Genomic DNA, 22,728 nt, shown 5'->3' on the forward strand with positions numbered 1-22,728 from the left:
CAGCGGTCGGGTCAGCCTGACCACCCGGCCGCGACCGAGCATCGTGGCCTCTGCCAAGAGCGTGCCGTCGGCGTCGCGCCATGCGGCCACCATCGCCGGCGGATCGGACAGCGACACCGCGGCCGCCAACAACGCGGTACCGCCGTCGGCGATCCAGGCACGTGCCGCGGGCGGCAACTCGCCGGGCTCCAGCCATACCAGCACCGCGTCCGCCGGCGCGGAACCTGCCGGAGTGGAGAGGGTGACCGCCGCCGAGGCCGCATCCGGGTCCGGCCACCAGGCGTGCGTGGCCGCCCGCAGGTAGCGCAGCGCGGGCGGCGCCGGATCGCTGGCGACCACATGCAGCAATGGCGGCGCCGTCGCCGCGATCGGCGGCTGCGGCATCGCACCCGGTACCACCTGCCAATCGACCTTGCGCGAAAGCACCGGCAACTGCGCATCGGCATGCTCCAGCCGCTCGGGCACCCGCACGGTCAGCGCGATGTCGGCCGGCAGTTCGGCATCGAGCTGGCGCAGCAGGCTTGCGAACGGCACCGGCCCGTGCGGAGCAGGCTGCGCGATGTCGGGAAAGCCCGGCGCCAGCCAGCGCACCTCGACATCCCGGTCGCCAGCGGCCGGCAGACTCGCCGGATCCACCCCGGCGACCACCACCGTCCACGGAGTACCCGCCGCTTTCCCGTACAGCACCGGCCGGGCCAGCCACAACGCGACCAGGGCCAGCAACGCCAGGCGCAGCAGCAGCAGCGGCCATTCCTCGAAGCGGATGCGCTGGCGTGGACGCGGTCGCTGCCGCAGCCATCGCAACGCGGCGAATTCGGTCGGACGCTGCTCGCTGCGCCGGGCCAGGTGGATCAGCAGCGGCAGCAGCAAGGCCGTCAGCGCGACCAGCGCGGCGGGCAACAGCAGGGCGAACGACATCAGCGCGCCCCGGCAACGGCGGCGCGGCCGCCGAACAGGCGTCGCAACGGCAGGTCCAGCGGCTGGTCGAGCACATGTTCGACGTGCCGGATTCCGGCGGCGTCGAAGCGCGCATCCATCCCGCGCCGCGCCGCGCCGAAGCGCCGCAGGAATTCCTCACGCAACGCGCGGCCGTCGCCAAGCAGCTCCTCGCCGGTTTCCGGATCATGGAAACGGCGCCCGTCATCGAAGGGAAAATCGCGCTCGGCGACGGTCAGCAGGCGGAGCGCCAGCACTTCGCGGCCGGCCGCGGCCAGGCGCTCGGCCAGCGCGACGCAGGCCTCGTCCAGGCAATCGCCGATCAGCACCACCATGTCGTCGGGCGCGACCCGCTCCCACAACGGCAGCAGGCGATCGGCGCCGGGGAAGCGTCCGCCCGGCTCGGCCTCGTGCAGCGCCAGTTGCAGGCGGTCGCGCTGGCGCGGCCCGGAACCGGGCGGCACCAGTCGCAGGCCCTGCTCGTGCAGCACCACCAGGCCGCAGGCGTCGTGTTGCGCCAACGCGATCTCGGCGATGCTCGCGGCCAGGACGCGGGCCGCCGACATCCGGGTGAACGACGGCGCGCCCGCGTCGGCCTGCCCCATCGACGCGCTGGCATCCAACAGCAACCACAGCACCAGCGGACTCTCGCGTTCGGCCTCGCGGACGAAGAAGCGGTCGCTGCGGGCGTACAGCTTCCAGTCGATCTGGCGCGGTTCGTCGCCGAGCTCGTAGGCGCGGTACTGCGAGAACTCCAGGCCGCTGCCGCGGCTGCGGCTGGCGTGCATGCCCAGTCCACGTCCGGCGGCCGCGCGCCGGGGCACGATGCGCAACTCGCGCAGCCGCGCGCGCACCTGCGGAGGAATCAGCTGGGCCACCGGTTCCCGGGTCACGGTCCTGGGCTCAGGCGGCGGGCATCGGCATGTCGCGCAGCAAGGCGGCGATCACGTCGTCGGTACTCACCTGTTCGGCCTCGGCCGCGAACGACAGCAGCAGCCGATGCCGCATCACCGGTGCCACCAGCGCGGTCACGTCCTCGCGCGTCGCCGCCAGGCGGCCGTGCAGCAGCGCGCGCGCCTTCGACGCCAGCACCAGCGATTGCCCGGCGCGCGGTCCAGCGCCCCAGCGCACGAAACGCGCGATCGGCTCCGGCGCGCCCTCGCCCGGCCGGGTCGCCCGCACCAGTCGGTTGATCCAGCCCAGCAGGTCGTCGCCGACGTGGACCTGACGGGTCAATGCCTGCAGCGCCAAGACCTGGTCGCCGTCCATCACCTGCGGCACCTGCGCCGTCCGCGCACCGGTGGTCTGGACCAGGATCGAGCGTTCCTCGTCCTCGTTCGGGTAGCCGACCCGGATCTGCAGCAGGAACCGGTCCAGCTGGGCCTCCGGCAACGGATAGGTGCCGGCCTGCTCGATCGGGTTCTGGGTCGCCAGCACGAAGAACGGCGCCGGCAGCTCATGGGTCGCGCCGGCGAAGCTGACCGTGCGCTCCTGCATCGCCTCCAGCAGCGCGGCCTGGGTCTTGGGCGGGGTGCGGTTGAGCTCGTCGGCCAGCAGCAGGTTGGTGAACACCGGACCGCGCTGGAAACGGAAGTGGCGGTGACCGGTGCCGTGGTCCTCCTCCAGCAGCTCGGTGCCGAGCAGGTCGCTGGGCATCAGGTCGGGCGTGAACTGCACGCGCCGGAACTGCAGCCGCATCGCCTGGCCCAGCGTGCGCACCAGCAGGGTCTTGCCCAGTCCGGGCACGCCTTCCAGCAGGCAGTGGCCGCCGGCGAGCAGTCCGATCAGCAATTGTTCGACGACCTCGGACTGGCCGACGATGGCCTGGGCGATCGCCGCGCGCAGTTCCTCGATGCGGGCGGTCTGGGTCCGGATGTCGGCTTCGGAGATGTCGTTCATGGATTCGGATCGTGCGGAGAAGACGGTGGGGTCGCGACCGCGTCCGCAGCCGGTCGCGCGCGGGTCACGCGGTCAGCGCGTACATCACGATATTGACCGCGAACTTTGTGTTGTCCTCGGCCAGGAAACGCTTGTTGCGCCAGTCGTAGTCCCATTCGCAGCCATAGTCCTTGTTGCTGTAGAGCACCCCGAGGCGGCCGTCGATCTCGATGCCCTGCAGATAGTCGTGGACCAGGTCGTCGCCCCAGCCGTTGAGCTCGAAGCTGGTCGCCGGCGGGCCGTCGGGGAAGCGGAAGAAACTGCGGTAGAGCGCGTGGCTGTTCGGCAGCTTGCGCAGTGCGCCGGCGCCGAAGATCGATTGCATCTGCCGTTCGAACGACTTGGCGAACAGGCCGTCGATGTCGTGATTGCAGTCGTCGACGAAGACGAAGCCGCCGTTGCGGACGTAGCGTTCGAAGTTGCGTCGTTCGGCGACGCTGAAGTCGACCAGCTTGTGCCCGGCCAGGTAGCAGAACGGCGCGGTGAGCATTTTCGGATCGGCCAGATCGATCACATGCTCTTGCGGATCGACCCGCAGGCCGGTGTAGTCGATCAGCGCGGTGATCAGGTTCGAAGGCATCCGGGTATCGACGTCCCAGTCGCCTGATACGTAACGCAGCCGGGTGAACCAGAAGTCGTAACCGGCCGCCGCCGCCGCGCGCAGCGGCGCCGCCAACCAGGCCCCGGCGACGCTGCCGGCCAGCAGCCGCAGGAACCGGGCGCGGTTCATGGTCCTGCGGCGCCGGTCATGGTCAGACCGCGTCGGACAGCGAGGTGAAGGTGAAGTCGCGCAGCTTCATCGGCGGCAGCATCATCACCAGGCTGGACTCGTCGCCGGCCACGCGCACCGGACGACCGAGCTCGTCGATGTTGTTGAGCATGATCACCGGCGACTCGTTGAAGCGGAAGTTCTTCACCGGGTACTTGATCTGGCCGTTCTCGATGTAGAAGGTGCCGTCGCGGGTCAGGCCGGTCAGCAGCACGGTCTGCGGGTCGACCATGCGGATGTACCAGGTACGGGTGACCAGGATGCCGCGATCGGTGCCGGCGATCAGCTCGGCGGTGCTCTTGTCGCCGCCCGCCATCAGCAGGTTGCCTGGCTGGCCGACCGCGCGCTTGCCCTTCTCCTTGGCCCAGTAGCGCGAGTAGTTGAGCGCGACCACCTTGCCGTTCTCGATGATCGGCATCCGCTCGCGCGGCATGCCCTCGTCGTCCCAGGGCATCACCGGCGCATCGGCGTCCCACGGATCGGCGATGATGTTGACCCGCGGATCGTAGACCTGCTCGCCGAGCTTGTTGCCGCCGCCCTGCTTGGACAGGAAGCTGCGCCCCTCGTCGGCCGAGCGCGCGTCGAAGAAGTTCATCATGAACGAGACCAGGCCCGCGACCGCGGCCGGCTCCAGGATCACCGTGTACTTGCCCGGTTCCAGCGCCCGCGCCTTCGCCGACGCGCTGGCCTTGCGCATCGCCACCCGCACGTCGCGGCCGGCGTCGAACTCGCTGGCGTCCCTGACGCTGCGTCCGACCCAGCCCGAGCCCTGCCCGTCCTCGGTGCGCACCGTGCAGGTGTAGTTGAAGCCGGTGCCCTTCTGGTAGCCGAAGTTGCCGTTGCTGTTGGCGAAGGCGACGAAACGCCGGGAGTCGACCAGGAAGCCGGCGGCGACCAGGTCATCCTCGCGGCAGGGGCCGATCGAGTCGGCGGCCACTCCGGCGCGGAACTCGGGAGTGATCGCCGCGGTCGACTCGCTCCAGGTCGGGCTGGGTTTGTACTGCTGTTTGCCGATCGCCGGCATGAACTCGGGATTCTCCGGCGCCAGCCGCGCCAGGTCCTCGGCGCGGCGCACCACCCGCTCCAGCGAGGCATCGTCGAACTCGTTGATGGTGGCGATGCCCACGCGCTTGCCGAACGCGACCTGCACCGCCAGCTCGACGTCGTCGACCAGTCCGCTGGTGGAAACGCTGTTGAGGGCGAAGCGGATGTTGCCTTCGGTCGCACCGGCCAGGGTCGCGCTGCACTCGTCGGCCTTGGACAGGGCGATCACCTTGTCCAGGATGGCCTTGGCTTTGTCTTCGGTGAAGATGGTCATGGTCTGTTGTCTCCTGGACGCCGGTCAGCCGAGCGAGCGGGCCGTGTTGATCACGTTGATGCCGTTGAAGCGCGCGGTGGCGGAGCCGTGCGAGACCGCCGACACCTGCCCGGGCTGGCCCTTGCCGTCGAAGAACGAGCCGCCAAGACGGTAGTCGCTCTCGTCGCAGATCGCCACGCAGGCGTTCCAGAACTCCGGCGTGCGGATCTGGTAGGCAACGTCCTCGATCATGCCGGCGATCTCGCCATTCTTGATCTCGTAGAACAACTGGCCGCCGAACTGCGCGTTGTAGCGCTGCTGGTCGATCGAGAACGAACCGTCGCCGATGATGTAGATGCCGTTCTCCACGTCCTTGACCATGTCGGCCACGCTCAGCGTGTCCTTGCCCGCGGCCAGCGACACGTTGGCCATGCGCTGGAACTGCACGCTCGACCACGAATCGGCGTAGCAGCAGCCGTCGGACTCGTTCTTGCCGAGGATGTGGGCCTGGTCGCGGATGGTCTGGTAGTCGACCAGCTTGCCGGCCTCGATCAGGTTCCAGCGCTTGCACTTCACGCCTTCGTCGTCGTAGCCGACCGCGCCGAGGCTGCCGGGCTGGGTCTTGTCGGCGAACACGTTGACCTTGTCGCTGCCGTACTGGAAGCGCTGCTCGCGCTTGTCGAGGGTGGCGAAGCTGGTACCGGCGTAGTTGGCCTCGTAGCCGAGCACGCGGTCGAGCTCCAGCGGATGGCCGATCGACTCGTGGATCGTCAGCCAGGTATGCGAGGGGTCGAGCACCAGGTCGTAGCGGCCGGGCTTGACCGACGGCGCCTTGAGCTTCTCGCGGGCGTGCTTCGCCGCCGCGATGGCGTCCTCGCGCATGTCGTAGGAGCTGCCGTAGTTGACCACGCCGTTGGGCGAGACCACCTTGCCGGACGCCGCGCCGTCGAGATACTCGAAGCCCATGCCCATCGGCGAGGACAGGCCGTCGCGGGTGCGGAACTTGCCGCTGTCCTTGTCGATCGCGGTGACCGTCATCGGCGCCCAGATCCGATGCACGTCCTGGTCGATGTAGGAGCCGTCGGTGCTGGCGAAGTACTTCTGCTCGTTGACCAGGAACAGCATCGAGTTGACGAAGCTGGCGCCGGCGCCCATCGCCGCGGCGTTCACGCCCAGCAGCAGGTCGACCTTGTCCTTGATCGGCACCTCCATCGCATTGCGGCGGATCGGCGTGCGCCACGACACCTCGCCGACACCCGGGGTCGGCGCCAGTTGCACCGGCTCGTGCTGGATCCTGGCATTGGCCTTGGCGATCGCGACCGCCTGGCGCGCGGCCTGGGCGACGCCGTCGGCGGTCAGGGTATTGGTCGCGGCGAAGCCCCAGCTGCCGCCGGCGATGACGCGCACGCCAACGCCGGTCGACTCGGTGTTGACCACGTTCTGGACCTTGTCCTCGCGGGTGATCACGAACTGGCGCAGGTAGCGGCCGATGCGCACGTCGCAGTAGCTGGCGCCGTCGCCGGTGGCGGTGTTGATGGCGACGTCGGCCAGGGTCTTCTTCATCCCGACGTCCAGCGTGGTGGTCAGTTCCTCGGCGGCGATCGCCTTGCCGAGCCACGTCGGCAGCACCAGTCCGCCGAGTCCGAGGCCGCTCAGGGCCAGAAAGTCGCGTCGTTGCAAGGCAGCTCTCCCGTTGGGGTGCCGTCGGCACGAGCGCCGCGCGGCGGGTTTGGAGGCGGGGCATGCGCGGCGTACCGCACACAACGCCTCGATTCTTGCGGCCGCCTATTGACGCGTCAAATGACTTTTGTCATGGAGGCGCGACCGGATCAGCCCAGATTGCGCGCGGTGTTGATCACATTGATGGCGTCGAAACGCGCGGTGGCGGCGCCGTGCGACACCGCCGACACCTGCGGTGGCTGGCCCTTGCCGTCAAAGAACGAGCCGCCGAGACGGAAATCGCGCTCGTCGCAGATCGCCGAACATGCGCCCCAGAACTCCGGCGTGCGGATCTGGTAGGCGACGTCCTCGATCATGCCGGCGATCTCGCCGTTCCTGATCTCGTAGAACAGTTGCCCGCCGAACTGCGCGTTGTAGCGCTGCTGGTCGATCGAGTAGGAGCCGCGCCCGTGGATGTAGATGCCGCGCTCGACGTCGCCGATCATCTCCGCCACGCTCAGCGGCCCGGGTCCGGGCTCCAGCGACACGTTGGGCATGCGCTGGAACTGCACGCTCGACCACGAGTCGGCATAGCTGCAGCCGTCCGAGGCCTGCTTGCCGAGGATGTGGGCCTGATCGCGGGTGCACTGGTAGTCGACCAGCACGCCGTCGCGGACCAGATCCCAGCGCCCGGTCTTCACGCCCTCGTCGTCGTAACCGACCGCACCGAGGCTGCCGGGCCGGGTCCGGTCGGCAACGAAACTGACCCGTTCGCTGCCATAGCGGAACCCCGCATCGCGCTTGTCCAGGGTCGCGAAACTGGTGCCGGCGTAGTTGGCCTCGTAGCCAAGCACCCGGTCCAGCTCCAGCGGATGGCCGACGTTCTCGTGGATGGTCAGGAACAGGTTGGACGGATCCAGCACCAGGTCGTAGCGGCCGGGTTCGACCGATGGCGCCTTGAGCTTGGCGCGTGCCTGCCGGGCCGCGGCGACCGCGTCCTCGCGCATGTCGTAGGCGTCCGCATAGGCGACCAGGTCGCCCGGCAGCGCCACCCGTGCGCGCGGATCGGGCTCCATGAACTCGTAGCCCATGCCCATCGGCGCGGACAGGCCGTCGCGGGTGCGGAACCGGCCGCTGGCCTTGTCCACCGCGGTGACAGTGAACGGCGCCCAGATCCGGTGCACGTCCTGGTCGATGTAGGAGCCGTCGGTGCTGGCGAAGTACTTCTGCTCGTTGACCAGGAACAGGCGCGAGGCGACGAAGTCGGCACCGGCATTGATCGCCGCCGCGTTCACGTCCAGCAGCAGTTCGACCTTCTCGGCGACCGGCACCGTCATCGCGTTGCGACGGATCGGCGTGCGCCAGGACACCTCGCCCACGCCCTGCACCGGCGCCAGGCGCACCGGTTCGCGCTGGATGCCGGCATTGGCCCGGGCGATCGCCAGCGCCTGCCGGGCCGCCTGCGCGGCGCCGTCCTCGGACACCACGCTGGTCGCGGCGAAGCCCCAGGCACCATCGACCAGCACCCGCACACCGACACCGACCGACTCGGTGTTGATCACGTTCTCGACCTTGTCCTCGCGGGTCATCAGCGCCTGCCGCAGGTAGCGACCGATGCGCACGTCGCAGTAGCCGGCACCGGCCTGGCGGGCCACGTTCAGGGCGGCGTCGGCGGTGCGCTTCTTCAGCCCGGGGTCGAGCACGGCGGCGAAGCTCTCGGCGGCGACCGCCCTGCCCGCGAACCCGGGCAATGCGAGGCCGCAGGCACCCAGGCCTCCCATGATCAGAAAGTCGCGGCGATGCATGGAGGCTCTCCTGTGGCGACGGGACGCGATCAGGTACAGCCAACCACCTTGCTGACCGCACACGGCGGCGTCAAACCAACCAATGGCACAGTCGCCCGCGACGAACGCCGCGGGCACCGCGCCGGCGTTATGCTTGCGACCTGCGTCGCGCCCTGTCACCGGAGCCCATCATGCGCCTCAAACCCCTGACCCTCGCCCTGCTCCCGAGCCTGCTGGCACTGTCCCTGTGCGCCTGCCAGCCGAGCCCTCCGGCAGCCCAGGACAACGCCGTGGCGACCACCGACGCCGCCGCGACCGCCGAGGCCGATGCCGCCTTCCAGGCGCTGGCCGGGCGCTGGCTGGAAAAGTCGATGGAGTTCTCGCCGATCGCCGCAACCCAGATCGGCGACCACCGCTACGACGACCGCATCGACGACCTGAGCCAGGGCGGCCGCAAGCGCTCGCTGGAATTCCAGCGCAAGGTCCTGGGCGAGCTCGACGCGATCGACGTCGCCGCGCTGTCGCGCGAGAACCAGGTCGATGCCGCGATCCTGCGCAATCAGCTGCGCTACGACATCTGGAGCAACGAGACCTTGCAGAGTTGGGCCTGGGACCCGCAGGTCTACAGCCAGCTCGCCGGCAGCGCGCTGTACGGATTGATGGCGCGCGAGTTCGCGCCGCTGCCGCAGCGGTTGAAGTCGGCGACCGCGCGCATGCAGCAGATTCCATCGCTGTTCACCCAGATGCGCCAGAACCTGGACCCGGCCCGGGTGCCGAAGATCCACGCCGAGACCGTATCCAGGCAGAACGCCGGCATCCTCAGCCTGGTCGACGGGCTGATCGTGCCGCATGCCGGGGCGCTCAAGGGCGAGGACCGCAAGCAGCTCGACGCCGCCATCGCCAGCCTGCGCAAGGCGGTCGCCGAACACCAGACCTGGCTCGACGAGACCCTGGTGCCCAACGCCAAGGGCGACTTCCGCATCGGCGAGACCCTGTACGACGAGAAGCTGGCATTCGCGCTGAATTCGCCGCTGTCGCGGCAGGACATCCGCAGCCGGGTCGAGGCCGACATCGAGCGCACCCGCGAGGAGATGTACGGGATCGCCCGCGGCGTGCTCGCCGGGCGCGACGACGCGCCCGCGCAGATGCCCGACGCGCCGACGCCGGAACAACAGCAGCAGGTGATCGAGGCCGCGCTGGAGCTGGCCTACGCCGACCGCCCGGCCCGCGACGAGGTGGTCGAGGTCGCCACCCGCAGCACCGAGGAGGCGACCGCCTTCGTCCGCGAGAACAACCTGGTCAGCGTGCCCGACACGCCGGTCAAGATCATCCTGATGCCCGAATTCCAGCGCGGCGTCGCGGTCGCCTACTGCGACTCGCCCGGCCCGCTCGACAAGGGCCTGGACACCTTCTATGCGGTCTCGCCGATTCCCGACGACTGGAGCGAGGCGCAGGTCGACTCGTTCCTGCGCGAGTACAACACCCGCTCGATCCACGAGCTGAGCATCCACGAGGCGATGCCCGGCCACTTCCTGCAGCTCGCGCATTCCAACAAGTACCCGTCGACGCTGCGCGCGGTGCTGGGATCGGGCCCGTTCATCGAGGGCTGGGCGATGTACGGCGAGAAGGTCATGGCCGACGCCGGCTACATGGACAACGACCCGCTGATGCAACTGATCAACCGCAAGTGGAACCTGCGCGCGATGGCCAACGCCCTGCTCGACCAGGCCATCCACGTCGAGGGCATGAGCCGCGAGGAGGCGATGGAGCTGATGACGGTCACCACCTTCCAGCAGGAACGCGAGGCGGCCGGCAAGTGGGTGCGCGCGCAGCTGACCTCGGCGCAGCTGCCGACCTACTACGTCGGCTACAGCGAGCACCTGGACCTGCGCAACGAGGTCGAGCAGCGCGAGGGCGAGGACTTCGACCTGAAGGCCTACCACGACAAGCTGCTGTCGTTCGGCTCGCCGCCGGTGCGCTTCGCCCGCCAGTTGATGCTGGACGAGCCGATCCGCTGATCGCGCGGGGGGAGGCATCGCCGGTGCTTCCCCCGCCGCGTCGCGCGCGCGCCGGCCCGAGACGCGAACCGGCCCTGGCCCGACGGCGCCCGGCGGCTCCACCACGGCGACCGCGATCGCGCTATCGTCGATGCTGTCCCGCAGCGAACCGGAGCATGGCGATGAACGGAAGCACCGTGATCCCCTGTCTGACCTACCGCGACGCCCACGCGGCGATCGAGTTCCTGTGCTCGGCCTTCGGCTTCCACAAGCACGCCGTCCACGCCGACGCCGACACCGTCCACCACGCCCAGCTGACCCATGGCAACGGCATGATCATGCTCGGATCGGCGCGGAAGGACGGCGAGTGGTCCGGCCGTATCGCGCAACCGGACGAGATCGGCCTGCGCGAGACCCAGAGCCCCTGCGTGATCGTCGCCGACCCCGACGCCCACTACGCGCGGGCCAAGGCGGCCGGCGCCAAGATCGAGATCGAGATTGCCGACCAGGACTACGGTGGCCGCGGTTACATGTGCCGCGACCTCGAAGGTCACCTGTGGTGGTTTGGCAGCTACGATCCGTGGGCGGCCTAGGCGCCCGGGACTGAACAAGCACTGGGACCGAACAAGCGGGAGACACGATTGGACCTGTTCACAGCGGCCGACGACGGCATCGCGTCCACGACACCGGCCATCGACGGCATCCGCGTCGGTATCGGCGGCTGGACCTTCGCGCCCTGGCGCGACAACTTCTATCCGAAGGGCCTGGTGCAGCGCCGCGAGCTGGAGTACGCCAGCCGCCAGCTCAGCGCCATCGAGATCAACGGCACCTTCTACGGCGCGCAGAAGCCGGCCGTCTATGCCAAATGGGCGGCGGAGACGCCGGACGGGTTCATGTTCTCGCTGAAGGCTCCCAAGCGGGTCACCCATGCCGCTGCGCTGGCGCGGGTCGGCGCACAGGCGCGTGCGTTCATCGACGGCGGCCTGGGCGAACTCGGCGACCGGCTCGGGCCGATCCTCTGGCAACTGGCGCCGCAACGCAGCTTCGACCGCGACGATCTCGCGCACTTCCTCGATGCCCTCCCCGAGACACTGGACGGGCAACGGCTGCGGCATGTGCTGGAGGTACGTCACGACAGCTTCCGCGCCCCCGCCTACCTGCAACTGGCCCGCGAGCGCGGCGTCGCCACCGTGTTCACCGACTCCGACCGCTATCCCTCGCTGGCCGACATCAGCGGCCCCTTCGTATATGCGCGACTGATGCGATCGCAGTCGGAGATCGACACCGGCTATCCCGAAGCCGATCTGCGGCAATGGGCCCGGCGCGCGCGGCAGTGGGCGCGCGGCGGCGATTGCGACGACCTGCCGCACGTCGAGGCGGCGAACGCCGCTGCGGCCGCCCCGCGCGAGGTGTTCATCTATTTCATCAGCGCGGCCAAGGCCCGCAATCCGGCCGCCGCCACCGCCTTGATCGACGCGCTGCGAACGGACTGAGCCGGCATCGGCGGCCTGGGCGCCCGATCACGGCGGCCATGCCGTTCGGCACTGTGAGCCGACCCGGCATTGACGCAGCCTCGGCCAGGCAACGGTTCCGTTCCCACAGCGAGGCCGCGCCATGACCAGTCGCCGAAACTTCCTCACCGCCACCGCGCTTGCCGCCGGCGGCCTCGCCCTCGCGCCGCTGGGCGCATGCAGCCAGGATGCGCCCACGACAACCGGTGCGCCCCTCCCCGCGCAGACGCCCGGCAGCCTCGCGACCCGGCCGATCCCCGCCAGCGGCGAAGCGCTGCCGGTGATCGGCATGGGCACCTCCGGCAGTCTCGACGTCGGCGATGCGCCCTCGGCGCGCGCGCCGCTGCAGGAAGTGTTGCGCCTGTTCGTCGCCTCCGGCGCGACCCTGATCGACACCGCACCGACCTACGGCCGCTCCGAACCGGTGCTGGGCGAACTGATCGCGGCGGCCGGCGTGCGCGACAAACTGTTCCTCGCCACCAAGCTGTCCGGCGTCAGCGGACGGGAGCAGGGCCTGGCCCAGTTCGAGCGCTCGCTGCGCGACCTGGGGACCGACAAGGTCGAGCTGTTGCAGGTGCACAACCTGCGCGACACCGACACCCAGTTCGCGCTGATCGAGGCACTCAAGCGGCAAGGCCGGGTGCGCTACTCGGGGCTGACCCACTACCGCGAGGAGGCCCAGCCCGAGCTTGCCACGGCAATGCGCCGGCTCAGGCCCGACTTCGTGCAGATCAACTATTCGCCGGTGTCGCGCGGCGCCGAGCGCGAGGTACTGCCGCTGGCGCAGGAGCTGGGAATCGCGGTGATCATCAACCGTGCGTTCGAGGACGGACGCCTGTTCGCGCGGGTCCGGAATCGGCCGGTTCCGGACTGGGCGGCCGAGGTCGGTGCCGATTCCTGGGCGCAGCTGTTCCTCAAGTTCGCGTTGTCGCACCCGGCGGTCAACGTCGTGATTCCGGCGACCTCCAAGCCGAAACACCAGGCCGACAACCTGAAGGCCGGCGTCGGCGCGTTCCTGGACGACGCCCAGCGCGCGGCGCTGATCGCGGCGTTGGGCTGAGGGCGCGGAGCGACCCGGATCGATGACGGCCCCCGGCACCGCACCGCGCACGCTGAGCCGCTGGGCGGCGCGCCTGTTCGGCCTCGGCGAGGACGAGGCGATGCCGGTGCTGTCCGGCGCGCTGCTGTTCTTCCTGCTGTTCACCGGCTATTTCATGCTGCGGCCGGTGCGCGAGACCATGGGCATCGCCGGCGGCGTGCGCAACCTGCAATGGCTGTTCACCGCCACCTTCTTCGCCACCCTCGCGGCAATGCCGCTGTTCGGCTGGGTCGCCGCGCGGGTGCCGCGGCGGCGCATCCTGGTCTGGGTCTACGGTTTCTTCGTCGTCAACCTGCTCGGGTTCGCGACCGCGATCCACTTCCAGCCCGACAACACCTGGCTGGCGCGCGGCTTCTACGTCTGGCTGTCGGTATTCAACATGATCGCGATCTCGCTGGCGTGGAGCGTGCTGGTCGACCTGTTCCCCAGCGCCCAGGCCCGGCGCACGTTCGCGCTGATGGCGGCCGGCGCCAGCCTCGGCGGACTGACCGGCCCGCTGCTCGGAGTCGCGCTGGTGGGCACGGTCGGCCATGGCGGACTGCTGGCGCTCGCGGCCGGGTTCCTGATTGCGGCGATCGTCGCCTGCGAAGGTCTGCAGCGCTGGCGCGACCGTCACCCGCTGCCGCTGGAGGACGGCGCCGGCGACCGCCAGCGACGACTCGGCGGCAGCCCGTTCGCCGGCGCCAGCACCGTGCTGCGCTCGCCGTACCTGCTCGGCATCGCGGTGTTCGTGTTGCTGCTGGCCAGCGTCTCCACCTTCCTGTACTTCGAGCAGGCGAAACTGGTCGAGGCGCGCTTCCCCGATCCGGTCGACCAGACCCGGGTGTTCGGCACCATCGATGCGATCGTGCAGACCCTGGCGATCCTGTCGCAACTGTTCGTCACCGGCCGTATCGCGCGGCGGCTCGGCATCGGCGTGCTGCTGGTGGCGGTACCGCTGGTGGTCGCGACCGGCTTCCTGTGGCTGGCGTTCGCGCCGACCTTCGCGGTGCTGGCGGTGGTGATGATCGTGCGTCGCGCCGGGGAGTACGCCTTCGTCCGCCCCGGCCGCGAGATGCTCTACACCGTGGTCTCGCCGGAGGCCAAGTACAAGGGCAAGAACTTCATCGACACGGTCGTCTATCGCGGCGCCGATGCGGTCAGCGGTTGGGTCAAGACCCTGGTCGACATGATCGCGCAGCATCCCGCCGTTGCCGCGGTCGCCGGCGCCGCGATCGCACTGCTGTGGGCGGCCACCGGCGGCGGCTTGGCGCGCGCGCAGCGACGCCAACCGGACTGAGCGGCAGCGAATGGCGGCCGCGCTACAGCGGCTTGGACATCAGCACCGCCGAAGCCGGGCACAGCGATGCGAACTGCGCGCTGGCGGCCACGGCGGCCGGCGCGGCTTCACGCGAAAACTCCGCGTACCCGATCCGGGCGAAGTAGCCGGCGGCGTCGGTGGTCAGCAGGAACAGCCGGCGCAGGCCGAGATCGCGCGCGACCCGCTCGACATGGGCGACCAGCTCGCCCCCCAGGCCACACGAACGTGCCGCCCCGGCCACCGCCAGCGAGCGCAGCAGGGCCGCGTCGGCGCCGCAGCGCTCGATACCCACCGCCGCGTCGAGCACGCCGTCATGGCGGATGCCGAACAGATGGGTCGCCCCCAGCGCCAGGTCGGCGCTCTGCAATCCGGCCGAGGCCAGCAGCGCCAGCGCCTCGGCATCGATCTCGACCGGCACGATCCGCGGCCGTTTGTGCGCCTCGGCAATGACGCGCTTGTCGAGAATGCGCACCGCACCGACCATCAACAGGCGCATGTCGCGCACCAGATAGTCGGCCAGGGCCGCGTCGTCGATGTCTTCGCCGGCGATGTCGAGACGGAAGCCCTGGCCCTGCATGCCGCCGCCGTTGCTGAAGTCCACCTCGAAGTCGAACAGCACCCGATGCTGCGGCGCGCAGGCGCTGTCCGCCTCGATCATGGACGCTTCCCGCCCTGGCTGAAGGCGACGCTGGCGAGGATGATCGCGCCGGCCACGCCCATGGTCAGGGTCAGCGGCTCGCCCAGCAGCCACCAGGCCCAGGCGACCCCGAACACCGGCACCAGATAGGTCACGGTCGAGGCACGGCTGGCGCCGACCCGGGCGATCAGGCGGTAATACATGACGAAGGCGATTCCGGTACACAGCACGCCCAGCAGGGCCGCGCACAGCCACGACAGCGGCGGCACCGACGCGTCCGGCCATTGGCTCGCCGCCAGTGGCGATACCAGCAACGCGGCGCAGCCCAGGGTCGCCGCCGCCACCGCGGCCGGCGGCAGGCCGGTCAGGTGGCGACGCACCAGGTTGATGCCGATGCCGTAGAGGAAGGCCGCGCCGGCGCCGGCGGCGACCGCCCAGCCGATGCTGGCGCCGGCGACCTTGCCGCTGGCGAGCACGACCACGCCGGCGAATCCGGCGCACAGCGCGATCGCGCGCCGGCTGCCGATCTTCTCGCCGAAGAACATGAAACCGATCAGCGCGGTGAACAGCACCGTCATCGCGTTGCTGATCGCGCCGATGCCGGCCGGCGCCCGCTGGGCGGCCCAGGCGAACAGCACGAACGGGACCGCCGAGTTGATCAGGCTGATACCGGCGAGCCTGGGCCACAACCGCGGCGGGAACTGGCTGCGCGCGCGCCACAGGAACGGCATCAGCACCAGCGCCCCCAGCGCCAGGCGCACCTCGACCAGCGCGAACGCACCGAAGTCGGGGGCGGCGACCCGCATGAACAGGAACGAGGCGCCCCAGATCGCGCCCAGCAGACACAGCTCGAGCGGGGTCATCCAGTCGCGTGCGCGGACATCCGGGAGCGGACGCCCGGCATCCACCGGCGGCGCGGCGGTGACGGGGGCGGAACAGGCGGCGGCATTGGGGGAGGTCATCAGCAACGAATCCGATTCGTGACTTTCGACCATTCTCCAATTTGCCATGGCCCTTACAAGCGCATACTTTCGAGTCTAGCCACAAACAGGATTTGAAGCTCAAATGGCCCTACGCGCAGACCTGTTACCGGCTCTTGCGGCCTTCGAATCGGCGGCCCGCCACCAGAACTTCACCCATGCCGCCGAGGAGCTGCACCTGACCGCCAGCGCGGTCAGCCACCACGTCCGCAAGCTCGAGGCCCGGCTCGGGGTGGCCCTGTTCCAGCGCCATGCGCGCGGGGTCTCGCTGACCGCCGAGGGACGCCAGCTGGCCGACGCCGCCGGCAGTGCACTGGCCGATGTCGACGGCGTCGTGCGCGCCCTGCGTGCCGGACGCGACGAGCACGCGCGGGTCCGCATCACCACCCTGCACTCGCTGGCCTACACCTGGCTGATCCCGCGCATGCGCGCCCTGGAGGCGGCGCACCCGGACATCCGCCTCAGCCTCGACACCGAGGTCGCGCTGACCCGCTTCGACGACGGCGGTCCCGACCTGGGCATCCGCCACGGACCCGGCCACTGGCCGGGCCTGACCGCGCACCTGTTGATGGACGAGACCCTGTTCCCGGTCGCTTCGCCCGGCTTCCCGGGGCTGGATCGGATCGTCTCCGCGGCCGACATCGCGCGCCTGCCGCTGATCGCCGACCATGCCCGCCAGGGCTGGCTGGACTGGTTCCGTGCCGCCGACGTGCACGGGGTGAGGATCGAGGAGCGGCATACCTTCAGCGACACCACCGACGCGCTCAACGCCGCCGCATTCGGCCACGGCGCCGCACTGGCGCGCGAACGGATCGCGGCGCCGTACCTGGACGCCGGGCGCCTGGTGCGCCTGCCGGGACCGGCGCTGCAGGCGCGCTGGAGCTACTACGTGGTCTACCCCGCCCACCGCCGCCTGCGCCCGGCCGCGCGCCGCTTCGTCGACTGGCTGCTCGCACAACCTGCCGACTGACCGCGAGCGGCGGCGGTGGGCAGGCGCCGGCAACGATCTGCGCCTGCCCCCTCCGCCATCGGCGCCGCTTCTGCAACACTTGGCCTCCCCCTACGGACGCCCGACGATGTCCCCTACCGGCAAGGCCCAGTTCCAGATCCACTTCTGTGTGCTGCTGTGGGGCTTCACCGCCATCCTCGGCAAGCTGATCACGCTGCCGGCGCTGCCCCTGGTCTGGTGGCGGATGCTGCTGGTCGTGGTCGCCCTGGCGCTGGTACCCAGGGTCTGGCGCGGACTGCGCACGATGTCGCCGCGGCTGCGCTGGTCCTACGCCGGCATCGGCGTGCTGGTCGCCCTGCACTGGCTGACCTTCTACGGCGCGATCAAGCTGGCCAATGCCTCGGTCGCGGCGACCTGCATGGCGCTGGCGACGGTGTTCACCGCGCTGATCGAGCCCTGGCTCGCGCGTCGCCCGTTGTCCAGGCGCGAACTGGGACTGGGCATCGCGGTCCTGCCCGGGGTCGCCCTGGTGGTCGGCGGCGTGCCCGACGGCATGCTGCCCGGGATCGCGGTCGGCGCGCTGTCGGCGGTGTTCGTGGCGGTGTTCGGCTCGCTCAACAAACGCCTGGTCGAGCACGGCGACCCGCTGACGGTGACCGCGCTGGAGCTGGGCGCCGGCACCGTCGCGCTGACCCTGCTCGCGCCGCTGATGCCGTTGCTGTTTCCGGCCTTCGCCGGGCCGCTGCTGGTCGTGCCGCCGGCCCTCGACGCCATGTTGCTGCTGCTGTTGGCGCTGGCGTGCACGCTGCTGCCGTTCGCGCTGGCCCTGGTCGCGCTGCGCCACATGAGCGCCTTCGCCGCCCAGCTGGCGATCAACCTGGAGCCGGTCTATGCGATCGCCCTGGCCATCGTGCTGCTGGGCGAGCAGCACGAGCTGACGCCGCGCTTCTACATCGGGGTGGCGATCATCCTGCTGGCGGTGCTGGCGCATCCGCTGATCAGCCGCCCGCGCCAGCCGGCCCACGCCGAGCTGCTGGGCACCGCCGAGGCCAAGGACATTTCCGACTGACCGGCGGTCGCCGCAACACGGGCGAACGCCCCGCATTTCCCGCTATCCTCCCTGCGTTCCCGGCCCGCGCCGCCTTCCGAGAATCCCGAATGAACTCGACCACCCAGCACAACATCGCCAAACTGATCCTGCGCGTGACCCTCGGCCTGCTGGTCATGCTGCACGGCGCCGCCAAGCTCAAGGGCGGCATGGCCGGCATCATCGGCCTGGTCGAGTCGCACGGTCTGCCGGGCTTCATCGGCTACGGCGTGCTGATCGGCGAACTGCTCGGACCGCTGATGCTGATCGTCGGATTCCACGCCCGCATCGGCGCGGTCCTGGTCGCGGTCAACATGCTGTTCGCGATCGCGCTGGTGCACATGGGCGAGCTGGGCCGTTTCAACGGCCAGGGCGGCTGGGCGCTGGAGCTGCAGGGCATGTTCCTGGCCGCGGCGGTGGCGCTGTCGCTGCTGGGTCCGGGCCGGTTCAGCGCCAACCAGCGCTGAACCCGAGCGCGCCGGACGCCCGCACCGGAGCACGCGCACGACGGAACACATCGCACGGCCACGGGAGGACGAGATGGAGCAGTACCCGCATATCCGCATCCTGATGGGCATCGTGCTCGGACTGTCGATCACCACCCTGCTCAAGGGGCTGGCCCAGTACGTCCAGCATCCGGGACGACAGAAGCCGTACTGGATCCACATCGGCTGGGCGGTCACGATGTTCGTGCTGCTGGTGCACTTCTGGTGGTGGGAATACCGGCTGACGCACGTACAGGAATGGACCTTCCTCAGGTACGGCTTCCTGATCGGCTACATCGTGCTGTTCTTCCTGCTGTGCACCCTGCTGTTTCCGGACGACCTGCGCGACTACGACGGCTATCGCGACTATTTCATGTCGCGGCGGCGCTGGTTCTTCGGACTGATGGCCCTGTCCTACGTCGTCGACCTCGGCGACACCCTGATCAAGGGACGCGACTACTTCGCCGGTCTCGGCCACGAGTACCTGTTCCGCAACGCCGCCTACGTGCTGCTGTGCCTGGTCGCGATGCGGACCCGCTCGCAGGCCTTCCACGCGGGCTTCGTCGCAATCGCGCTCCTCTACGAGCTGAGCTGGATCTTCCGCCTCTACGAACACCTCTGAACGGACCCGCCATGGCGCAATCGATCACCTTCGAACTCGACCGCGAATACGTGGAACTCAACCAGTTGCTCAAGCTGAGCGGCGTCTGCGACAGCGGCGGCAGCGGCAAGATGCTGGTCGCCAGCGGCGCGGTCCGGGTCGACGGCGAAGTCGAGCTGCGCAAGACCTGCAAGATCCGCGCAGGACAGAGGGTCGAGCTCGACGACGTCCGCATCGACGTCGTCGCGATCTGAACCGCGCGGGCGGCGACGACTCAGGCGATCGGCAACGCCCGCTGCGCCTGGCAGAGTTCGTCGTGCAGGGCCATGACCCGCCCGGCCTCGTCGTCGACGGTCCGTATGCTGCCCAGCGCCTCGATGAAGCGGCAGGCGGCGTGGTCGCGCGCAACGCGCTCGTAGCCTTCGATCCAGCGCCGGCGGTCGGGCATCCGCTCCGGCGACACCGGCCAGGTGCCCGGACGCGGACGCATGTGACGGTCGATACCGATGCGCCATGGCTTGGGACTGACGCGGGCGCGGAAACAGTGCTGGCGCCGGCACATCCGCGCGTACATCGGATCGCTGCCCAACGCCTTGAACAACGCCGCGACCTCGTCGCCGGTCGGGTCGAAGCGACGGTGCATCACCAGCACACGCAAACCGGCCGGGGTCCGGTACACCCGCAGGTGCCAATCCGGACGCGCGGCGACAAAGGCGGCGATCCGGGCACGCGCGATCTTCTCGGTGCCGCCACGCAGTTTCACCGAAAGCCGGTACAGCAGATTGGCCAGCGCCCCGCCGAACATCAGCGCGATCACCGTCGCCATCACACCCCAGCCCAGCGACTGCTTGACCGAACCGATCGCGATCGCCGCCACCACGAGCAGGCACAGCACGACCGCGCGCAGTCGCCCGCTCGCCCGATCGGAAAAGTCGATGTCGGCGAACAGTACGTCGGGGGTGTTCAGGCACAGCGCGCCATAGCTGTTGCGCGAGACGATGCTGCGACCGCGGCGCTGCACGATCTCCTCGCGGATCGGCACGCCCTCGGCGCCGTTGTAGGGCACCTTGGGTTCGCGGCGGCGCAACGCTTCGCCGGCGAGAATGCGCTCCATCGCCTCCTGCGCGCGGGCATCGGCATGCGCCTGGGCGGCGTCGGGACTGTCGTCCGACCAGCCGAAGCGGCGGACCACGACATTGCGTCGACGACTGCGCTGCTTGAGCCGCGCCTCGGCCCAGTACTCCGGTACGATCATCCGCCCTGTCCTTCCCTGCCGGCGATGCGGCCTGCGATGTCAGCGCGAGACGTTAACCCGCGGCGCGCATGCTGACCAGCGCCCGTCGACTCAGTCGTACTCCGACAGCGGACCGTCGGCGGGACAGTTCCGGTCGGGGAAGCCGTAGCGCTGCTTCAGGTCGCGACCGCATTCGCCCATTCCCGCGACTTCCTCGCCCGGAGTCACGCACAGCAGGTTGTAGTCGCGGAAGAACGCGTCCTGGCGGCGCACGAAGGCCTCGCCGCACTTGCGCGCCAGGCGGATGCGGTCGAGGTCGTCCTCGGCGGCATTGCGACCGGCCAGTCCGAACAGATCCAGCTCCTGCGCGGTCAGCAGACGCAGACTGCGATTGGGCACGGTCATCATCAGGTCGGCGATCGTGGTCGCCGCGCCGTTGCGCTGCAGGTACAGGTTGAGTTGCTCGTGGATCTCGCGCAGCTCCTGGTTGAGCTCGGCGCGCGAGGTGGCCTTGGACCCGATCCGCAGCATCCGGTGGATGCCGACCGGTCCGGCGATCATGCGCATGTCGCCAGCCGCCAGGATCAGCACGCAGGAGCTGTGGCAGACCGCGTCCTCGCGCACCCAGATCATCCAGCCGGACTCGGCCATCGCGTCGCCGGCCCGGATCGCGTCCTCGACCTGGCCGCCGCTGGAGTCGATGTCGAGGATCCGGCTCTTGATGCCGAGCGTGTCGCCCATGTCGGCGACGCGCTGGACCAGTCCGGTGAAATCGGAGGAGATCTTGCCGCGATAGCGGATGCGCACGACACCCTCGTCGCGACACGGCTGCATCTGCTTCCACAGGCTGGAGAAGCCGAGCGAGACCAGTGCTTCGCCATCGCCCTTGGCCTCGTAGTCGCGATCGCAGCTGAGCCAGGCTTTCCCGGAACTCAGATCCATCGGGGTCCAGTCGACCGTCGCGATGTCCTCGTAGGGGTCCCACTTGGGTTCCGGCTTCGGGATCTCGACCACGGTGGCGCCGAAGTCCTGGCGCGACTCGCTGTTCATCGAGGTCGCGGTCTGCGCCGATGGCGTCGGCGCGTCGACCGGGGCCTGTGAGCCGCAGGCCGCGAGCACGGCGCAGGTCAACAGCAGTCCACAGGTTCGGAAGGGATATCGCATCGGCATCACGGGGGTGTGGTCGGCATCCGGCGCGCATCGCGCCGGCGCCCGCACCCCCAGTCTAGGCGGCAAAGGCCGCCTGGAGTTCAACGCGGGGTGAACACTCCCGCCCCGCGTGGCGCTCGATCAGGCGACCAGCTCGACCGCGTGCACCGGCGGCAGCCGCGCCGCCAACGGCGTCCAGCGATCGCCCTGGTCGTCGCTGGTCCAGACTCCGCCGGTGGTGCTGCCGAACGCCAGCCGGTCGCCGCCGGCGTCGATCGCCAGCGCATGCCGATAGACCAGGTCGTAGGCCGGCACCGTCGGCAGCCCGTCGTCGAGGACCTGGAACGAGCGGCCGCCGTCGCGGGTACGCGCGACCACCAGACGGCCGTCGACCGGATAGCGGCGCTCATCCTTCACCGCCGGCACGAACCACGCGGTATCCGGGTCGCGCGGGTGCACCGCGACCGCGAAACCGAACACCGACGGCGGCACGTTGGCCACCTCCTGCCAGTCGCCGCCCCCGCCGGTGCTGCGGAACACGCCGTTGTGATGCTGCGCCCACAGGCAGTCCGGCGCCGCCCGGCACTGCACCATCCGGTGCACGTCCTGGACGCCGGGTTCGTTGCGTTGCTCCGGCGGCATGTACTCGGCGAACATGCCCTGCGCGATCTGCCGCCAGCCGTCGCCGCCGTCGTCGCTCTGCCAGACGCCGCCGGTGGACACCGCGACGCGCAGGCAGCGCGGGTCGCGCGGATCGACGCATATCGAATGGATGCCCGGCCAGTCGTAACCGCCGCCGAACCAGTCGCCGCGTCCGGGGTATTGCCACAGCGACTCGACCAGTTGCCAGCTGCGCGCGCCGTCGTCGGAACGGAACAGGCCACCGGGAATCGTGCCCGCCCACAGCCTGCCCGGCTCGTCCGCGCCACCGGGAACCAGCGACCACAGCAGCTTGAGCGTCGCCGGGGTCGGCGCCTTGCCGTCGCCGGTATGCGCCATCTGGCCCTCGGCGTAGGCCGGCACCGCAAGCTCTTCCCAGCTGTGTCCGCGGTCGCCGGAGCGATGCAGCTTGGTGCCGAAGTGCCCCAGGTCCAGCACCGCGTACCAGCTGCCGTCGCGCGGATCGGCGGCGGTCAGGGTGACGTTGTCGCCAAGAAACGCGGTGCGTGCGATCCGCCATGGCGCCTCGACGCCGCGCTCGAGGACGAAAAGGCCCTTGCGGGTGGAAACCAGCAGCGTGTCGGACATCTCGATCTCCCGGAACTGAATCTCGCAGAAACATGCGCGGAAACGGTGTCGCCCCGACGGACCCGGCC

Annotated in this window: 22 protein-coding genes; 10 read left to right on the forward strand and 12 right to left on the reverse strand. The window is 69.8% G+C overall.

All coding sequences use genetic code 11. The features are described 5' to 3' along the window. The 7 genes from FKV24_RS13180 to FKV24_RS13210 form a co-directional block, all read right to left on the reverse strand. Positions 1-918 (reverse strand): BatA domain-containing protein (locus tag FKV24_RS13180; RefSeq protein ID WP_141482694.1); only part of this gene is annotated, 918 nt, incomplete at its 3' end. Further along, complete coding sequence (locus FKV24_RS13185) at positions 918-1,829, reverse strand: DUF58 domain-containing protein (RefSeq protein WP_249041017.1); 912 nt, start codon at positions 1,827-1,829, stop codon at positions 918-920. The genes FKV24_RS13180 and FKV24_RS13185, both read right to left, overlap by 1 nt. Positions 1,830-1,839: 10 nt before the next feature. Continuing rightward, positions 1,840-2,835 (reverse strand): AAA family ATPase, encoded by a 996-nt coding sequence (locus FKV24_RS13190; protein WP_141482695.1) that lies wholly within the window; start codon positions 2,833-2,835, stop codon positions 1,840-1,842. A 64-nt stretch (positions 2,836-2,899) separates the two neighbouring features. Continuing rightward, positions 2,900-3,604, reverse strand: a complete 705-nt coding sequence (locus FKV24_RS13195) for a DUF4159 domain-containing protein (RefSeq protein WP_141482696.1) — start codon at positions 3,602-3,604, stop codon at positions 2,900-2,902. Positions 3,605-3,626: 22 nt separating this feature from the next. Then, positions 3,627-4,961, reverse strand: coding sequence for a TldD/PmbA family protein (locus FKV24_RS13200; RefSeq protein WP_141482697.1), 1,335 nt, complete (start codon positions 4,959-4,961; stop codon positions 3,627-3,629). 24 nt (positions 4,962-4,985) lie between these two features. After that, positions 4,986-6,620, reverse strand: a complete 1,635-nt coding sequence (locus tag FKV24_RS13205; RefSeq protein WP_141482698.1) for a TldD/PmbA family protein — start codon at positions 6,618-6,620, stop codon at positions 4,986-4,988. A gap of 149 nt (positions 6,621-6,769) precedes the next feature. Continuing rightward, positions 6,770-8,404, reverse strand: coding sequence for a TldD/PmbA family protein (locus FKV24_RS13210; protein ID WP_141482699.1), 1,635 nt, complete (start codon positions 8,402-8,404; stop codon positions 6,770-6,772). Between the two features lie 170 nt (positions 8,405-8,574). Between FKV24_RS13210 and FKV24_RS13215 the strand changes: the two genes are divergently transcribed. The 5 genes from FKV24_RS13215 to FKV24_RS13235 all read left to right on the forward strand — a co-directional run bounded on the left by FKV24_RS13215 (position 8,575) and on the right by FKV24_RS13235 (position 14,269). Beyond that, the gene (locus FKV24_RS13215) at positions 8,575-10,401 is read left to right on the forward strand and encodes a DUF885 domain-containing protein (RefSeq protein WP_141482700.1); all 1,827 of its coding nucleotides are present in this window, start codon (positions 8,575-8,577) and stop codon (positions 10,399-10,401) included. A 155-nt stretch (positions 10,402-10,556) separates the two neighbouring features. Further along, positions 10,557-10,973 (forward strand): VOC family protein, encoded by a 417-nt coding sequence (locus FKV24_RS13220; RefSeq protein ID WP_111266965.1) that lies wholly within the window; start codon positions 10,557-10,559, stop codon positions 10,971-10,973. A gap of 48 nt (positions 10,974-11,021) precedes the next feature. After that, positions 11,022-11,873 carry a DUF72 domain-containing protein gene (locus FKV24_RS13225; RefSeq protein ID WP_249041018.1) on the forward strand — a complete coding sequence of 284 codons (852 nt, stop codon included), beginning with the start codon at positions 11,022-11,024 and terminating at the stop codon, positions 11,871-11,873. Between the two features lie 121 nt (positions 11,874-11,994). Then, positions 11,995-12,951 (forward strand): aldo/keto reductase, encoded by a 957-nt coding sequence (locus FKV24_RS13230; protein WP_141482701.1) that lies wholly within the window; start codon positions 11,995-11,997, stop codon positions 12,949-12,951. 22 nt (positions 12,952-12,973) lie between these two features. Next, complete coding sequence (locus FKV24_RS13235; protein WP_141482702.1) at positions 12,974-14,269, forward strand: NTP/NDP exchange transporter; 1,296 nt, start codon at positions 12,974-12,976, stop codon at positions 14,267-14,269. A 22-nt stretch (positions 14,270-14,291) separates the two neighbouring features. Here the strand turns inward: FKV24_RS13235 and arsN2 are convergent, their stop codons facing one another. Together arsN2 and FKV24_RS13245 are read right to left on the reverse strand one after the other, a co-directional pair. Next, entirely contained in the window at positions 14,292-14,948 is a 657-nt protein-coding gene (arsN2, locus tag FKV24_RS13240) for an arsenic resistance N-acetyltransferase ArsN2 (RefSeq protein ID WP_211371865.1), read from the reverse strand. After that, positions 14,945-15,790 carry a DMT family transporter gene (locus FKV24_RS13245; RefSeq protein WP_141482722.1) on the reverse strand — a complete coding sequence of 282 codons (846 nt, stop codon included), beginning with the start codon at positions 15,788-15,790 and terminating at the stop codon, positions 14,945-14,947. Before FKV24_RS13245 ends, arsN2 begins: the two co-directional genes overlap by 4 nt. A 202-nt stretch (positions 15,791-15,992) precedes the next feature. On the opposite strand from FKV24_RS13245, the gene FKV24_RS13250 reads away from it, so the two are divergent. The 5 genes from FKV24_RS13250 to FKV24_RS13270 all read left to right on the forward strand — a co-directional run bounded on the left by FKV24_RS13250 (position 15,993) and on the right by FKV24_RS13270 (position 19,283). Beyond that, on the forward strand, positions 15,993-16,877 hold the full coding sequence (locus FKV24_RS13250; protein WP_141482703.1) for a LysR substrate-binding domain-containing protein: 885 nt from the start codon (positions 15,993-15,995) through the stop codon (positions 16,875-16,877). A gap of 106 nt (positions 16,878-16,983) precedes the next feature. Then, entirely contained in the window at positions 16,984-17,925 is a 942-nt protein-coding gene (locus tag FKV24_RS13255) for a DMT family transporter (protein WP_141482704.1), read from the forward strand. A gap of 89 nt (positions 17,926-18,014) precedes the next feature. Further along, a complete protein-coding gene (locus tag FKV24_RS13260) occupies positions 18,015-18,410 on the forward strand; it encodes a DoxX family protein (RefSeq protein WP_141482705.1) in 396 nt (131 codons plus the stop codon). 73 nt (positions 18,411-18,483) lie between these two features. Continuing rightward, the gene (locus FKV24_RS13265) at positions 18,484-19,050 is read left to right on the forward strand and encodes a hypothetical protein (RefSeq protein ID WP_141482706.1); all 567 of its coding nucleotides are present in this window, start codon (positions 18,484-18,486) and stop codon (positions 19,048-19,050) included. An 11-nt stretch (positions 19,051-19,061) separates the two neighbouring features. Beyond that, entirely contained in the window at positions 19,062-19,283 is a 222-nt protein-coding gene (locus FKV24_RS13270; protein WP_111266972.1) for an RNA-binding S4 domain-containing protein, read from the forward strand. Positions 19,284-19,303: 20 nt separating this feature from the next. Here the strand turns inward: FKV24_RS13270 and FKV24_RS13275 are convergent, their stop codons facing one another. The 3 genes from FKV24_RS13275 to FKV24_RS13285 form a co-directional block, all read right to left on the reverse strand. Beyond that, a complete protein-coding gene (locus tag FKV24_RS13275; protein ID WP_141482707.1) occupies positions 19,304-20,284 on the reverse strand; it encodes a hypothetical protein in 981 nt (326 codons plus the stop codon). 90 nt (positions 20,285-20,374) lie between these two features. Continuing rightward, complete coding sequence (locus FKV24_RS13280) at positions 20,375-21,427, reverse strand: hypothetical protein (RefSeq protein WP_141482708.1); 1,053 nt, start codon at positions 21,425-21,427, stop codon at positions 20,375-20,377. Between the two features lie 126 nt (positions 21,428-21,553). Then, entirely contained in the window at positions 21,554-22,660 is a 1,107-nt protein-coding gene (locus tag FKV24_RS13285) for a WD40/YVTN/BNR-like repeat-containing protein (protein WP_141482709.1), read from the reverse strand. Positions 22,661-22,728: the final 68 nt, after the last annotated feature.

Source organism: Marilutibacter maris, from assembly GCF_006546735.2.
Lineage (GTDB): Bacteria > Pseudomonadota > Gammaproteobacteria > Xanthomonadales > Xanthomonadaceae > Marilutibacter > Marilutibacter maris.